The 15,213-nt window shown below is 42.7% G+C and carries 13 protein-coding genes and 1 pseudogene; 8 read left to right on the top strand and 6 right to left on the bottom strand.

The features are described from left to right. Positions 1–19: 19 nt before the first annotated feature. Together RAM70_RS09135 and msrA are read left to right on the top strand one after the other, a co-directional pair. Entirely contained in the window at positions 20–1,672 is a 1,653-nt protein-coding gene (locus tag RAM70_RS09135) for a DUF6930 domain-containing protein (protein WP_312673390.1), read from the top strand. A gap of 133 nt (positions 1,673–1,805) precedes the next feature. Then, positions 1,806–2,468 carry a peptide-methionine (S)-S-oxide reductase MsrA gene (msrA, locus tag RAM70_RS09130; RefSeq protein WP_312673388.1) on the top strand — a complete coding sequence of 221 codons (663 nt, stop codon included), beginning with the start codon at positions 1,806–1,808 and terminating at the stop codon, positions 2,466–2,468. A gap of 176 nt (positions 2,469–2,644) precedes the next feature. On the opposite strand, the gene RAM70_RS09125 is transcribed toward msrA, so the two are convergent. Continuing rightward, complete coding sequence (locus RAM70_RS09125; protein ID WP_312673386.1) at positions 2,645–5,044, bottom strand: ATP-binding cassette domain-containing protein; 2,400 nt, start codon at positions 5,042–5,044, stop codon at positions 2,645–2,647. Between the two features lie 196 nt (positions 5,045–5,240). Between RAM70_RS09125 and sir the strand changes: the two genes are divergently transcribed. The 3 genes from sir to RAM70_RS09110 all read left to right on the top strand — a co-directional run bounded on the left by sir (position 5,241) and on the right by RAM70_RS09110 (position 8,037). Then, the gene (gene sir, locus RAM70_RS09120; RefSeq protein ID WP_045362058.1) at positions 5,241–7,178 is read left to right on the top strand and encodes a sulfite reductase, ferredoxin dependent; all 1,938 of its coding nucleotides are present in this window, start codon (positions 5,241–5,243) and stop codon (positions 7,176–7,178) included. A gap of 115 nt (positions 7,179–7,293) precedes the next feature. After that, positions 7,294–7,800, top strand: coding sequence for a hypothetical protein (locus RAM70_RS09115; RefSeq protein WP_242017294.1), 507 nt, complete (start codon positions 7,294–7,296; stop codon positions 7,798–7,800). Positions 7,801–7,803: 3 nt separating this feature from the next. Then, on the top strand, positions 7,804–8,037 hold the full coding sequence (locus tag RAM70_RS09110) for a hypothetical protein (protein ID WP_242017293.1): 234 nt from the start codon (positions 7,804–7,806) through the stop codon (positions 8,035–8,037). A 142-nt stretch (positions 8,038–8,179) separates the two neighbouring features. On the opposite strand, the gene RAM70_RS09105 is transcribed toward RAM70_RS09110, so the two are convergent. Together RAM70_RS09105 and RAM70_RS23080 are read right to left on the bottom strand one after the other, a co-directional pair. After that, positions 8,180–9,868 (bottom strand): WD40 domain-containing protein, encoded by a 1,689-nt coding sequence (locus RAM70_RS09105; RefSeq protein WP_312673383.1) that lies wholly within the window; start codon positions 9,866–9,868, stop codon positions 8,180–8,182. A gap of 68 nt (positions 9,869–9,936) precedes the next feature. Further along, positions 9,937–10,041 (bottom strand): annotated as a pseudogene (locus RAM70_RS23080) (IS30 family transposase); the annotation flags it as partial. 357 nt (positions 10,042–10,398) lie between these two features. On the opposite strand from RAM70_RS23080, the gene RAM70_RS09095 reads away from it, so the two are divergent. Further along, the gene (locus RAM70_RS09095; RefSeq protein WP_312673382.1) at positions 10,399–11,460 is read left to right on the top strand and encodes a CIA30 family protein; all 1,062 of its coding nucleotides are present in this window, start codon (positions 10,399–10,401) and stop codon (positions 11,458–11,460) included. An 86-nt stretch (positions 11,461–11,546) separates the two neighbouring features. Further along, positions 11,547–12,167, top strand: a complete 621-nt coding sequence (locus RAM70_RS09090) for a CPP1-like family protein (protein ID WP_045362069.1) — start codon at positions 11,547–11,549, stop codon at positions 12,165–12,167. Here RAM70_RS09090 and RAM70_RS09085 read toward each other — a convergent pair. After that, positions 12,164–12,859, bottom strand: a complete 696-nt coding sequence (locus tag RAM70_RS09085; RefSeq protein WP_045362074.1) for an HAD family hydrolase — start codon at positions 12,857–12,859, stop codon at positions 12,164–12,166. The genes RAM70_RS09090 and RAM70_RS09085 overlap by 4 nt on opposite strands. 323 nt (positions 12,860–13,182) lie before the next feature. Here RAM70_RS09085 and sds point away from each other — a divergent pair, with 323 nt between their 5' ends. Then, positions 13,183–14,154, top strand: coding sequence for a solanesyl diphosphate synthase (gene sds / locus RAM70_RS09080; RefSeq protein WP_046661468.1), 972 nt, complete (start codon positions 13,183–13,185; stop codon positions 14,152–14,154). On the opposite strand, the gene RAM70_RS09075 is transcribed toward sds, so the two are convergent. Both RAM70_RS09075 and RAM70_RS09070 read right to left on the bottom strand, forming a co-directional pair. Further along, complete coding sequence (locus RAM70_RS09075) at positions 14,151–14,696, bottom strand: hypothetical protein (protein WP_312673381.1); 546 nt, start codon at positions 14,694–14,696, stop codon at positions 14,151–14,153. The genes sds and RAM70_RS09075 overlap by 4 nt on opposite strands. 125 nt (positions 14,697–14,821) lie before the next feature. Next, positions 14,822–15,154, bottom strand: coding sequence for a 2Fe-2S iron-sulfur cluster-binding protein (locus tag RAM70_RS09070; protein ID WP_002797420.1), 333 nt, complete (start codon positions 15,152–15,154; stop codon positions 14,822–14,824). Between the last annotated feature and the right edge of the window lie 59 nt (positions 15,155–15,213).

Raw genomic sequence — 15,213 nt, 5'->3', positions numbered from 1 at the left:
GCTACCCCTAAATTTCCCGATGAATCTTCTGCCCCGGACAACCCAAAGCCGCCTCAAAAAAATCCCACAAATTCCCAGCGTTTGGGAAGGAGATCGTCGTGCTTTATCCTTATCCGAGAGAATGCCCCGGGCCACCCTAGAACCAAATCAAGAAAGCGGTGGCGAGTGCGTGATCTGGGTGGACGGCAGCGAGGGCTGTGTACGCGCTATGGAAGTAGTTTCCCCCGAAACTGGACCGGAGGCCATGGTGAGAACCTTAATCCGCGCCATCGAAACACCCCAAAATCCCGCCCGGCCAGCCAGACCGAAAAAAATTATCGTCCGCGATCGAGAAACACAGTTTTTTCTGCGCGGGGTACTGCAAGATCTCGATATCACCATCGATTATGTCCCCAGTTTGCCCCTGATCGATGATCTCTTTCGCGGATTCGAGGAATTCCAAAATAACCGCCCCCCGGCAATTCCCCCCGCTTGGCAGTCCGCTTTAGTGAAAACCGCTCACGAAATTTGGAAAGCTGAACCCTGGTCCTGTTTAGCTGACTACGATATATTGGAAATTAAGCTCGATCGCCCCGATTTCCCGAATCTTTACGCCTGTGTCATGGGAATGCTCGGTCGGGAATACGGAGTCATTCTCTATCGTTCCCTGGAATCCCTCAAACAATTCCGCCAGTCCGCTTTAGCAGAAAAATCGATGGAAAGATTAGAAAAAGCCTTTCTTTCCCAAGATTGTTGGTTTTTAAGCTATGAATTGGCCGATGATGACGAGGAAGATGACGAGGATGACTACGATCTGGCCTCGGCTGCTCCCTCCCAGATTCATCCGGTTTTCGGCAGCGTGCATCCCTACGAAGGTATTCGCCCCTATTTGGATGAAGAAGAAGCAATCACGGTATATTTAGCTTTAATGGCTCTGTTGCGCTTTTTTAAAGGCAATCAATCCGCTTTATCCGAAGAACCGATCGGAGAATTACAGCGTCGTTTTCGCATTCCCCTCGATCCCGAACAAGCAAAAGGGGAAACCGTGGCGGTGACGGTAGCCACGATGCCCGATCTATGTGCGGAATTTATGCAACTCTTAGAGGACGACGACGACGACGATGATGAGGATGATGAGGATGATGAGGAAGAATCCGTACTCAAGGAGAATCTCGTCCCTGATAATGCACATCTCAGTCTGGGAATGGTTCCCTGGCAATTATTAGATAAAATTCGCAGTCGTCCAAAAATCCATTATCAACCCCAATCCGTACCAACAAAAGGAGAGGGTTTCCCCGTGGTGATGATCCAGACCTCCCGACCGAAAGCCAAGGAACTGATCGAAAAAATCGAACAAGCTGGCGGTTTGGCGGCTATTGGTTTTAACCCCGGCGAAGATCCCCTCGAAGATACCCGTTATGATCTCGGGATTCTGAAAATGGCTAACGGTGATCTCTATCTGTTTGGGGAATTCGAGCAAGATGATCCCGACCACCGTAATGCTCGCCGCAATTGGCAAAAACGCATCAAAAATACCGAGGGTTATTGTGGTTTGATTGTTGCCATGGGGGTAACTGGTTCCTCCTGCGGTAATCCCCAATTAAACGATATGTTAGCCCTCTACGAGGCAAAATCGATCGATAGTAAAGATTTAGACTTGGGAGTTTTGACTCTTATGCCTCACTTCGGTTAATTTGAACGGGCAGCGGCGGAGCTTTTTCAGTGAACAGTAATCAGTGAACTGAAAACTCTGATCTGATCACTGAAATCCCCAAAATTAAGCGACAATGTAAAGTAAGGTAAAACTTTCTGGACAAATTCTTATTATGGTGTTATTCGGATTCGGAAAAAAATTAACTTTGCCCACGGCAAGGGAGGCCCTACCCGGGCGATCGGAAAAAATGCCCGTACCTAGCACCCACTACGTTAACGGTCATCCTTTGCAGCCCCCCTTTCCCGCCGGTATGGAAACCGCAATGTTTGGTTTAGGCTGTTTTTGGGGAGCAGAGCGGAAATTTTGGCAATTAGAAGGTGTTTACACCACGGCCGTAGGTTATGCGGCTGGTATCACCCCCAATCCCACCTATCAGGAAGTGTGTACCGGCATGACTGGGCATAATGAAGTGGTCTTAGTGGTCTATGATCCCAGGGTGATTTCCTACGAACAACTGTTAAAGGTTTTCTGGGAAAGTCATAATCCCACCCAAGGAATGCGTCAGGGTAATGATACGGGAACCCAGTATCGATCGGGTATCTATACCTATAGTCCCCTGCAAAAGCAATTAGCGGAAAAATCTCGATCGATCTACCAAGAAGCCCTCAATAAAGCGAACTACGGTCAGATTACCACGGAAATTCTCGACGCACCTGAATTTTATTATGCTGAAGTTTATCATCAGCAGTATTTAGCTAAAAACCCCGGCGGTTACTGTGGTTTAGGGGGAACGAAAGTGGAATGTCCGATCGCTCTTGATCTGAAGTTAAATTAAGTAGGGTTAGCCGTCAGTGATCAGTTATCAGTTATCAGTTATCAGTTAAGTAGTCGTGCAAAATAAATTTCCTAGTGAAGAAAGGCAAAAGGCAAAAGGCAAGAGGCAAGGGGGGGTTAGATATGTGTAATTAATTTTGCTTAGGTACTTATCAGTTAAGCTGTTCATAATTCAGATCACAAAATATCTTTTCTTTTTTGCAACCAATAGGTAAGGAGAAAATAAATAAGGGAATGAAGAATTAACACTCCCCAATTCAAGAACAAATTATTGAAAGATAATTGATAAACTTGATTGGCATCCTCAAAGGGTAAAGGGAAATTAAAACTATTTTGTTCTTTCGCTTCTGCAATCATAGCTTCCACCTCTACTAATACCCCGTAGGCACCAATTGACCAGCGACTAATCATCAACCATGATAGATATTTTCCCAAACCTTCTAAGCTAAATAATACCCCTGCAAAGATAATCTGAGGAATTAAAATTAAAGGTAAGGCGCTATTTGCTTGGGTGATATTACTAACGCCAGCAGAAATTAATAAACCGAGATTAATCGCCGCAAATATAGTTAAAAATGTGGTAATAAAACAGCCAGTTAACCAGGTCATTAATTCTGGTTGCGGGTCGGTAAATCCCCAAAATATTACGCAGGTAATGACAATTGTTTGCAGAAAAGCTAAGACCGCTAAAACCAGAATTTTTGAGAATAAATAGGGTAATAATCCCAGATTAACTAATCTTTCTCGCTGATAAATTGCCGATTCTTTGACAATTTCCTGTAGGGAACAGGCAAAACCTACCCACAATTGCGCGCAGGTAAAAACAAAGAGAGTTTTTAAGGCTAAAGGTGCGGATTGGATAGCCTCATTAAAACTGGGATTATCCCCCAAAAATAAAGGATTTTTGTCCCCTAAAACCACGGACATTAAGAAAATTCCGATCGGGGCGGTTAATAGGTATAAAATTAAACTAAATTGATCACGGATAATTAACTGGCTATAGCGTTGACATAAAACCTGTAGTTGTTGCCAAAAAGATTGTTGAACCTGTTGTGGTTTACTATTATTTTGCTGAAATATTTTACCGATTCTTGCTTCAATATTATTTTTGTAGTAGTCGGATTGTTGGAAACGTTGGCATTCTTGCTCAACTTTTTCGCTAGTTTCCAGATGAATATAAATATCGGCAAAATCCCCCTGAGGTAAAGAGAAAAAATTTAAGGCCTCCCCCGGAGAACCAAAATAACATAAATTGCCCCCTTGACCAAGAAAAACTAATCGATCGCAGAGATTGATATTATTAGTAGCATGGGTGACTAGGAGAATTGTTCTGCCTTCTTTGGCCAATTTTGCCAGCAATTCCATCATCTTTTTATCTAAACCGGGGTCTAATCCCGAGGTGGGTTCATCTAAAAAGAATAATTTGGGATTGGCTAATAATTCTACCGCAATACTCACCCTTTTTAATTGACCACCGCTTAAGTCTCTGACTAAAGTATTTCTTCTTTCTAATAATTCCACCTGCTGCAGGGTTTTCTCGATCACTTCTTGGCAATTAAGATCGGGAGGTAGCCTTAATTTAGAAGCGTAATATAACACTTCTCCCACAGTTAAATCCCTGTGGACGATATCGTATTGGGGAACATAACCGATTTGGGTGCGATAGATATTAAAATTCTGGCGCAGCTCTTCCCCATTCAGATAAACAGTTCCCGAGGTGGTGGGTTCAATTCCCAATAAAGTCTTTAATAAAGTCGATTTTCCCGCACCGCTTCCCCCGACAATCGCCACTAATTGACTCGGTTCGATCGGTAAGGAGATATGATTGAGAATTATCAAAGGTTGTTTCTTTTTATCCCGCACCATCCTGACGATATTTTCGGCATCCAGACGGATATTATCCCCCGTATCTAATAAAACTAATTCATCTCCCTGCAACCGAAAACTATAGGGGCCGATTCTCACTGTACAACCGTTGGTTAGAATGGCACTACCCGATACTTTTTCTCCGTCGATAAAGACTCCATTGGTGCTTTTGTCGTAGAGAATATAACGATTTTGGTTATCGCTGTCGATAATCGCGTGTTGTCGGGAAATTGTCGGTGCGTCTAAAACCACAGTAGCAGCATTATCTCGTCCTAAAACTACACTGCGATGGCCGAGGGAAACCGATTTAAAAGCGAAAGATTGGCTTTTTACCGGTTGGTTAGGATGATAATAGGTAATCTTGACCGAATTTTTGACATCTTGACCGATATTAATCTCATCCCCATTTCGTAAAAGATAGCCCTCTTTGGGAGTAATGACGCGATTGTTGATAAAAAGTTGATTGGAACTAGGATTAGTCCCGTCTCCATCGTAGATATAGTAATCATCTCCCTGACGACGAAAACAAGCTTGTACTCGACTCACCACCGTCCAGTGTTGGGGAACAACTAAATCCACCTGTTGACCATCCCGCCCCAATTTATAATTAGGACGACTCAGATTAATAGAAGGCAGAAATTCTCCCTGATTGTTAAGAATAATGTAGGGTTCTTGACTAATAACCGTTTTAATGGTGGGAGAATTGGTCATAAAAAGTTGATCGGTGGGTGGCGTTCGCGGGGGACGGTAAGAAGCTAAGATAGAATTAAGGTCTCGATCGCTACTGTTAACCTCAGAGTCTGGAACGAACTCTAGAGATCATGTTAGTAAAACTTCTTAGGATCGATCGAGCTTGTCTAAATTCCTATTCCTAAGACCTATCCACAGGTTATCGTGCTGTTAGACGATGGTTACAACTCCTATTTCTCCTACCGCCAAGGTTTCTAAAGTCGAAGGTATCAAAGAACGCAGTAATTATCTACGAGAACCTTTGGCCAGTGAACTCCTCGAAGATACAACCCATTTTACCGATGCGGCGGTGCAGATCCTCAAGTTTCACGGTTCCTATCAACAGGATAATCGCGACAATAGAGCCAAAGGTCAAGAAAAAGACTATCAAATGATGTTGCGTACCCGCAGTCCGGGGGGTTTTATTCCCGCGCAACTATATCTTACCCTCGATAGTTTGTCCGATCGCTACGGTAACAGCACTTTACGGGTGACAACTCGCCAAGGCTTCCAATTACACGGCATTTTAAAGAAAAATCTCAAAGCTACCCTCGGGGAAATTATCCGCAGTATGGGATCCACTTTAGCGGCCTGTGGTGATGTTAACCGCAATGTCACCGCACCGCCAGCCCCCTACAAAAATCGCCCCGAATACGGCTATGCTTGGGAATATGCCAATAATATCGCCGATTTGCTCACTCCCCAAACTGGCGCTTACTACGAAATTTGGCTCGATGGCGAAAAAGTGATCAGTGCAGAAGAAGCGCCAGAAGTCAAGGCATCGAGACAAAAAGATACAAATGGCATTAACAAAAACGATCCCATCGAACCGATCTACGGTCAACATTATATGCCCCGTAAGTTCAAGATCGGTGTCACCGTGCCGGGGGACAACTCCATCGATATCTACACCAATGACCTCGGTTTGGTGGTGATTACCGACGCAAACGGTCAATTACAGGGTTTTAACATCCTTGCCGGGGGTGGACTGGGAAGGACCCACAATAAGGAGGAAACTTTCCCCAGAATGGCCGATCCGATCGGTTATGTGGACAAAGAAGATGTGTACGATCTGGTAAAAGCGATCGTGGCAACCCAAAGGGATTACGGTGATCGCGGCGATCGTCGTCATGCGAGAATGAAATATATCCTCGAAGAATGGGGAGTAGAGAAATTCCGCAGCACTGTTGAGGGTTATTTCGGCCAAAAAATCGCCCCCTACCAACCCCTCCCCGATTGGAAATATCAAGACTTTTTGGGATGGAATGAACAGGGAGACGGAAAATTATTTTTTGGTCTTTCTGTGGAGAATGGCCGGGTCAAAAATGAAGGCAGTTTTCAGCTAAAAACCGCCTTAAAAGTGATTATCGAGCGTTTTCAGTTGCCCATGCGCTTGACGGCTAACCATAATATCATTCTCTACGACATCGAACCCCAGGATCAGCAAGCGATCGAGGCGATCCTGAAAGAACACGGAATGATCACCGATCCCGCCGAAATTGACCCTTTAACCCGTTATGCCATGGCCTGTCCCGCTTGGCCCACCTGTGGATTAGCGATTACTGAGTCAGAAAGAATTTTACCCAGCGTGATTGAACGCATTCGCACCCTGCTTAATCGCTTAGGATTAAGCAAAGAGCAATTTGTCATCCGCATGACAGGATGTCCCAATGGCTGCGCGCGTCCCTATATGGCAGAATTAGGATTTGTGGGTAGCGCCCCCAACTCCTACCAACTCTGGTTAGGGGGAACGGCCGATCAAACTCGACTAGCGCGCCCCTATTTGGATAAAATGGCGATCGATGATCTAGAAAAGGTCTTAGAACCGATTTTCGTTTACTTCCAACAGGATCAACAAAATAACGAAACCTTCGGAGAATTCTGTCATCGAGTCAATTTCCCTGCTTTACAAGCATTTTCAGCCACCTACACACCTAAAATGACCGAAACTACCACCACTGAATCAAAACCCAAACGCGTCCGTAAAAATCAAAACCGTGTCAGCGTCCCCGATGATATGTTTGTCCGTCTCAAGGAAGCTTCGGAAACGGAAAAACGGCCGATGAATCAAATCATCAATGCGGCACTAGAGGCCTATTTCAGTCAAAAATCCTAATCAGTTATCAGTGACCAGTTATCAGTGACCAGTTGCCAATTGAAGAAAATTAACTTTTGGGAGTTATCGGGGAAGATTACCAATAACTCTTAATTCTCGTATATATCCTCAGTCTATGCTTAAAAATGATTGGATTAAACTCATTAACGCTATACGTCTCCGCAAGCTCTCCTATAGTGGCGAAGATGGCGAGCTAAGTTATTATTGTCAGTATCAAAAGAAGGAAAATGGGACAAGATCGTATATAGATGATAATGATGGGGTTAATTATAAACATGAAGAATATAACTTTAGCATAAGTGAGAAAAATCCTAATTATAGTAACGGTTCACAGCAGATATTTAGACTTACCTTTATTTATGGGCATGAAATACATCCTTGTCGTCCCAAATTAGCATCCTATCCCTTAGAGAAAATCATCAAATCCCATTCTCAAGAAGTTTTTGTCCCTCATATTCGCATATTGGGGTATGGGGGGGGAGCTTTTGGGAATAGACCCAATAGTTATTCTCAGGATTTTCTTTATAAAAGTGGTTTCTATGCTGCCGCTTTTCTTTATGCGTTTGATGTGCAAGAGCCTCGTTTACAGTTAATCGAACGAGAATGGATAGTAATTGATTAACAGATGGGATATTCAGATTTTTCTGTCTATTTTATGAATGCGCGAGTTATCCCAGTAAAATTGCCAATACCTAAATTTATTGAGCCGCAAAAAATGCCAGTTTTAAAATTAGCCGAGGCAGTAGAGATAACTGATACTTGGAGTTTTTATTCCTCATCTTCTGATGATTATGCAGAAGTTGCCAGAAGTTTAAACGAAATTAGAAAAGAAATTAGCTCTCAGAATAATACTGATTGATTTATCGCTGAACTTCCCCCATAATTATCTACTACAATAGCCGAAAACCCTTATCCATCAATTGCTGGCTTGTCAAGTTTTTCTGATTTGTTAAGTTTTTAGTATTTATGTATGGGGGAAGTCCAATTATAATAACTATCACCTAACACTTTGATTGTTGCGAGATAGAAAATAAAAACTGATCGTAAGCTCGATTAATTTTTTGCATAATTTTAATCGCCATGGCCGAGGAATTGTGATCGGGGTGATACTGACGAGCAAGCTGATAATATCTTTGTTTAACTTCTGGCCAACTGGCATTCTTAGAAACTTCTAAAACCTCCCACCAATCCTCGGAATCAGGGGGTAATATTTCTAATTTTTCTAATATTTCTGACCATATTTTTACCTTACCTCCATAACTACCTGTAATTAAAAATTGACCATCAGGACTAAATTTTAAGGGAGCAGTTACCCGTAAAGTTTTAATTAATTCTCCAGTTTGTCCTTGCCAAATTTTAATTTCTGTTCGGGAAGCACTAGCAATTAAATGACGATGAGGATTAACAGCAATACTGATAATTGCCTGCTCGTGTGCCTGCCAACTTTTAATAATTTCTCCTGTCTTGATATCCCAGATTTTAATCGTTTTATCCCCACCGCCACTAATTAGATATTGACCATCATTACTAAAAGCTAAACTGTTAACGGCTGCCCTGTCACCGATAAAAGTTTGATAAGCATAGCTATGATCAAATCGCCATAATTTAATAGTTTTATCATCACTACCACTAGCAATAATTTGGCTATCAGGACTAATAGCGCAGGTATTAACTGCCTCCTCATGACCAATTAAAGTTCGCTTTAATTCTCCTGTATAATAACTCCAGATTCGCAGAGTTTTGTCATTACTAGCACTAACAATAAATGTTTCATTGGCAGCAAAAGCTAATTGTAAAATTACACCATTGTGGCTATCAGGAGCATTGACACGAGCGAAAAAACTACTTTTATACTGCTTAGTTTCTAATTGCCACTGACTAATTCTGCCATCCAATCCACCAGCAATAATCGATTTACCGTTAGGACTTATAGCCAAAGTTTGGATCGGCTCATTAACTCCCACAAAGGAATAAATTAATTTACCCGTTTCTCGCTGCCAAAGTTTTATGGTTTGATCTTCTCCCGCACTAGCGATAATTTTACCATCAGGGCTAATATCGATCGCTCCAATATTTGCCTGATGACCTTTAAGAGTTTGGAAACACTGCCAAGATAAATGCTCTGGAATAGTAATTTCTGTAGAATATAACTGTGGATTTTCCTGAACAGATACTGCTGCTGACAGTTGCTGTAATTCTGCCTCTAGATTTTCATATTTTCCCGTAACTTCTTGCCAAAATAAAGCTTCTTCGTACTCTCTAGTAATGCGATCAAAAAATTCTAGATTGTCATAAAAATTATTGTCGGAGTAGGTGGGAGATAACATTTTCATCAGTCCATAGACTCCTAACCCGGCTACCCCACCAGCGATCGCCATAGAACCGACACCAACAGCGAAAGCTGTACCTTTAACTGCGACTCCCACACCCCCCAAGGTAGAGTAGATACCGATTCCGCCAAGGCTTCCCATCCCCAAAGCTAACCCCACGGTGCGATCGTTTGTTTCTAGTCCTTGCAGACTGGCATAAATTGCCGAACTTGTCAGGATGCCCATCCCCGTCATTCCCACTAAACCGACGCTTATCCCGCCAAATCCGCCGACTAAGCCGATATTTCCCAGATAAGCAGATAAATTGGCTCCTGCGACTCCACCGATGGCGGGAACAACAAAATCAAGCTTTTTAGCCATATTTTTGCGAAATAATGCAGTTAGTCCTGGCGTTTCTCCTCTAGAGTGTAGCCTAGTTTAGAGCCAATTCAAATCTGAATTGCATCACTATCTGATCCTATTTCATAAAATACCTCAAAGGGGGTTCGATGGTCAAGACATTTTCGGGGACAATTGTTAATTAACCCGACAACTTTTGCCACTTTCTCCCATTGGGGTTCCTAGACTGATTAGAGAAAATTAGTAGTTTTAATGAGCTTAAAAACTTAGATAGTATGGAATCGAATAAAGTAAAAATATTTTTGGTTAGAATTAATAGACCTGCTGCCAAAGTAAGTTCTCGAACCGCTATCGGGTCAAAATATCTAAAATCACAGATAAATTTGACATAATATTAGGTTTTATGAATAGTATAGTTGTCTCTTGTCTTTTTTCTCCTCCTGTCTCGGATTATCCTCACCTTTTTTGATTTTTACAGGAGAGCTTTTGATCTCAAACAGCCAAGCTAACTCGATACAATAAAAATTAATGGCAGTAAGGAGATAAAATTTATGGCTGAGTCAAAAAGCTGGGATTTTCAGAGATTTTGGCAAACTCTAGACTATTTTGATAGTATTCCCCTCTGGAGTTGTCTGCAAAGGCTGCTCGGTTTCGGGGAAGATAAAAAAATTCAGCTAACAAATGAGCAAGCAATGAAGACTATTTTAGTCATTGGTGGGGAAAATGCGATCGGTAGAAAGGTAATCACTCAACTACAGCAGCAAAACTCTCAAATTCGCGCTTTAGTCGATAATATTGATGATGCTCGTCAAGTATTCGGCGAAAATGTCGATTTATTCGCTCTGCAAACCCCGCAATTATTCACGGGGATTGATGAGATTATCTACTGTCAAGGGGAGAATAACCGCCATAGTTTAGCTAATTTACTCGATTTACTGAAAAATACCGGTATAACCGCCGAAAAAACCCTCTTTGACTTTAGCAATCCCAGCAGTGATATTAAAGAAATCTGGGGTGCGGTGGATGATGTGGTAATGGGAGGAGTGAGTGAGAGTCAGATAACCCTAACCGGAGGACGCTCGCTCTTTTCTGGTATCGTTAGAACCGAAAATAACGGCGGTTTTGCCTCAGTTCGTACCAGAAACCTGAATCCTCCCCTAAATTTATCTAACTACGAGGGGATTGAATTAGAGGTAGAAGGGGACGGAAAACGCTATAAATTAATTCTGCGTTGTGAAGGACGTTGGGACGGCATCGGTTACTGTTATTCTTTTGATACACTTGATCGCACCCAGCAAAGGATTTCTATTCCCTTTCGCGATTTAATCCCAGTAGTGCGCGCCAAAACGATGAGAGATGCAGTACCCTTTGATAGCAGTAGCGTCTATGCTTTGCAGTTAATGCAGAGTAAATTCGAGTACGATGGGGCCTTAAATCCCCGTTTCTTTCCGGGGTTATTTGCTTTAGAAATTGTCACAATTAAAGCCTACGGTGGCAAAAACCGCTTAATTATCGTTAAGGAAGGAGAAATCGCCGAAAAAAGCCTTTTAGATGCCAGTGGTTATCCCTACGAAGCGATCGATTCTGCTCAGATTTTCGCTAAACTTAATTAATTTATATAAGCTTGCATCTCAAGTTACACTACAGAACATCGGGTTAAGATCATGACTATCGGGAGCATAATTAAGGAGGTATGTTCATGAGTGAACAGAATCCCTACGAACAACTTGGGGTTACTGAAGAATCCTCTTTTGAAGAAATTCAAGAGGCCAAACAAAGACTGGTGCAACAGTATCAGAATGATAGCAAAATTGTCGAATCGATCGAGGCGGCCTACGATTCTGTCCTCATGGATCGACTGCGGATGCGACAGGAGGGTAGAATTAAAGTTCCCGATCGCATTCGTTTTCCCGAACGTCTGACGATTCCGGTGGAAAGTAAACCGGTTACTAGCGGCAAATCTCCTAACTGGTGGCAAAGCTTAATCGATACACCTTCTGCACAGGATATCGGCGTACCAGCAGTGATTTACGCTTGTTTAGGAGCAATAACCCTGTTAGTTCCCGATCCCAGTGGCTCCCTCTTACCGCTGCTCTTAGCTTTTGGCGTTTTCGTTAATATCTATTTTTTCAACCACAAAGAAAAACGTTTTGGCCGCGCCTTGCTATTCACTCTCGCTGGTTTAGTGCTAGGAGTCGCTCTGGGAGCGGGATTAGTCAGTTTAGCGGCCAAGGCTGATTTGAATATTTTCGCCGATCGCCAAATTTATGCGCTCGTCACTTTTCTGATCTTTTGGGTGATTAGTAGTTTTTTCCGTTAACCAATCGCTCGTAGGGAGCCTAAGATCACGTCCACTGCTTCCCCAAGGTTATTGACGATATAATCAGGCTCGTAGCTCTCTAAACGGGAACGGCTGCGAATCCCCGATAATACGCCAATAACCTTAATATTTTGGCTCTTAGCGGCGGCAATATCCGCTTCCGTATCCCCCACCATCCAAGTATCGGCAGCCGCTGGCAGTTCTTTAGCGGCCTTAGCCATAAGCAGGGTTTTGTCGCGCACGTCGTTGGTTTTGGTGTAATTGTTATTTAGACAATAACGACGATTAGCGGCGAAAAAACGACCGATATCGTAGCGATTAAAGGCATGATCTAGCTCGGATACCCGTCGCATCGTCATCACGACTAAATCGATCTTTAACTCTTGGATTTTCTGGAGAGTTTCCAAAGAACCAAGCACCGGGCGATCGTGGACAAGATAGGGTAAAGTATGAACAGTTTGACGACGAAGATGGGCAAATTTCCGGGCCTGATCTTCATCTAATCCTGACATTTCCCCGATACGCTTCTCAGAAACCTGATCCCGTTTTAACTGCCAGAATTCCGCTTTCGATAATTCCCCAATAATTTGACCTTTATAGGCGGTTTTCTGTAAACAGTATTGATAAACTTGGTAATATCGCTCCGATACGTCCATTATCGGGCCGTCAAAGTCGCTAATTAGTCTCAACATCGTTCTAATACTTCTCGCTTTATTAATTTTTATATACAAGTTACCCTAGAGTCTTGACAATTACAAGGGTTTTGTCGGGAAAAAGATTAGGGAAGTGGGAAGTGGGAAGTGGGGTGTAGGGTGTGGGGTGTAGGGTGTGGGGTGTGGGGTGTGGGGGGAGATGGGGAAATTTCAACTAATACCCCAAAACCCCAACCTCCAACCCCTCACTGTTTACTGATCACTGATCACTGATGCTTCCCCTTCCCTAGTCTGGACGGTTAGCTTAAAATAAATGTAAGGATATGTAAACTTTCGTAACTATCTCGCCAATTGGCTAACCAATGATCCCAACAACTTCTTTATTCGCACCCGTTGACGATGATCTCCGTCTTTTGACCGATAACTTAAAAAACCTCGTCGGCGCTCGTCATCCCATTTTAGCGGCGGCAGCAGAACATTTGTTCGAGGCCGGTGGTAAACGCGTTCGACCGGCGATCGTGTTGTTAGTCTCCCGCGCTACTATGTTAGACCGGGATATCACTCCCCGTCATCGTCGATTAGCGGAAATCACGGAGATGATCCACACTGCCAGTCTCGTCCATGATGATGTGGTAGATGAGGCGGAATTGCGCCGCAGTGTTCCCACCGTTAACAGTTTATTTGACAATCGTGTGGCGGTTTTAGCGGGAGATTTTCTTTTCGCTCAATCCTCTTGGTATCTAGCTAATTTAGATAATTTAGAAGTGGTAAAATTGCTCTCGGAAGTGATTCGCGATTTTGCTGAAGGGGAAATTCAACAGGGAATTAATCGCTTTGATACCAGTATCTCCTTAGAAGCTTATCTAGAAAAAAGTTACTACAAAACTGCTTCTTTAATTGCCAACAGTGCCAAAGCAGCTGGGGTATTAAGCGAGCAATCGGCCGAAGTTAATCATCATTTATATAATTATGGTCGTGATTTAGGATTAGCTTTTCAAATCGTCGATGATATTCTCGATTTTACCTCCCCCACGGAAGTATTAGGAAAACCCTCTGGCTCCGATTTGATCAGTGGTAATATCACCGCTCCTGCTCTCTTTGCCATGGAGGAAAATCCCTATATAGAAGTGTTGATCGAACGGGAATTTAGTCAGGAAGGAGACATCGAAAAAGCTCTTGACTTTATTCACTCTAGCCAAGGTATTCCTCGCTCAAAAGAATTAGCTAATCAATACGGACAAAGTGCCTTAAAACACCTTGACTGTTTAGCTTCTTCTCCCTCAAAAGATGTGTTAATTGAGCTAGTGGATTACGTTTTGAGCCGAATTTATTAGGGAATAATAGTTCTCGCCGTAGCAATAGTCCAAGCATCGACTAATAATAAAAATAGGGTGAGAGTAAAAAGAATTCCATACATCCAAGGCTGAGAAAGGGGGCGAATATCGGTCATATCCAGGTTAGTTTTTTCCTCGATTATTTTGACCATGCGATTAAATCCCACTACTCGCATCGGCAATAAATAGGCTTTTTCTGCGGAGCGATCAAGGAAATAATAAACTAAACCACCCTGTCCCGTACTGCGACATTTAAGTTCTTTTATATCTGTCCAATTTAACCACCAACCAGAGCGAAGAAAAGCGGGAAACCATTGGGGATAGGTAACTTGTATCCCTGTCTCTGATAAAATCACTCTTTCACTTAAAGCTCCGTATAAAGCGATTAATCCTAAGCTAATTCCTACCCAAAGAAAATTGGGACTAACAGGGGAATTAGTGACTTTTGCTAAAAAGGGTAAAGGGATGGTTAACGCCACATATAAACTTAATAAAGTTACCCGAATTATTGGTGATATCCGAAAAGTTGTTGTCTCGTTCATTTGATAACCTTAATCAGTAAACAGTAAACAGTGAAAAGAAGGCTCCGAACTTGCCACTTAATACTTTAACACTTTAATACTTAATACTGCTCACTGATAACTGATAACTGATCACTGATCACTGATCACTGATAACTGATCACTGAGTCTCCCTGTCCCCAAAAACCATCGTATTTAGTCACTTCGATATCACCAAAAACTTTGACTTGACAAGCAAGACGACGGTTATTATCGGGGTTATGGGGAGGTAAAGAAAGACGCGCTTTTTCCTGCCAATTGATAGCAGAAACTTCGCCCACAATTGCCACCGCACAGGTCCCACAGCTGCCGATGCCGCGACAATTGATTAACTTGGAACCGCCGTTATACAAAGAAATGTCATGTTTTAATAATACGCGACGGAGATTTGCACCTCGATCGCAGGTGATTGTTTGACCGTAAACTGTTATTCTAGGCATTAGGGGCGTGATTTTAAGTCGCTACAGTTATTAATTAATATTAACACTTATTGACTATT

The organism is Microcystis wesenbergii NRERC-220 (assembly GCF_032027425.1).
GTDB classification, from domain to species: Bacteria; Cyanobacteriota; Cyanobacteriia; order Cyanobacteriales; family Microcystaceae; genus Microcystis; species Microcystis wesenbergii_A.
This window is presented reverse-complemented; position numbering and strand designations above follow the sequence as displayed.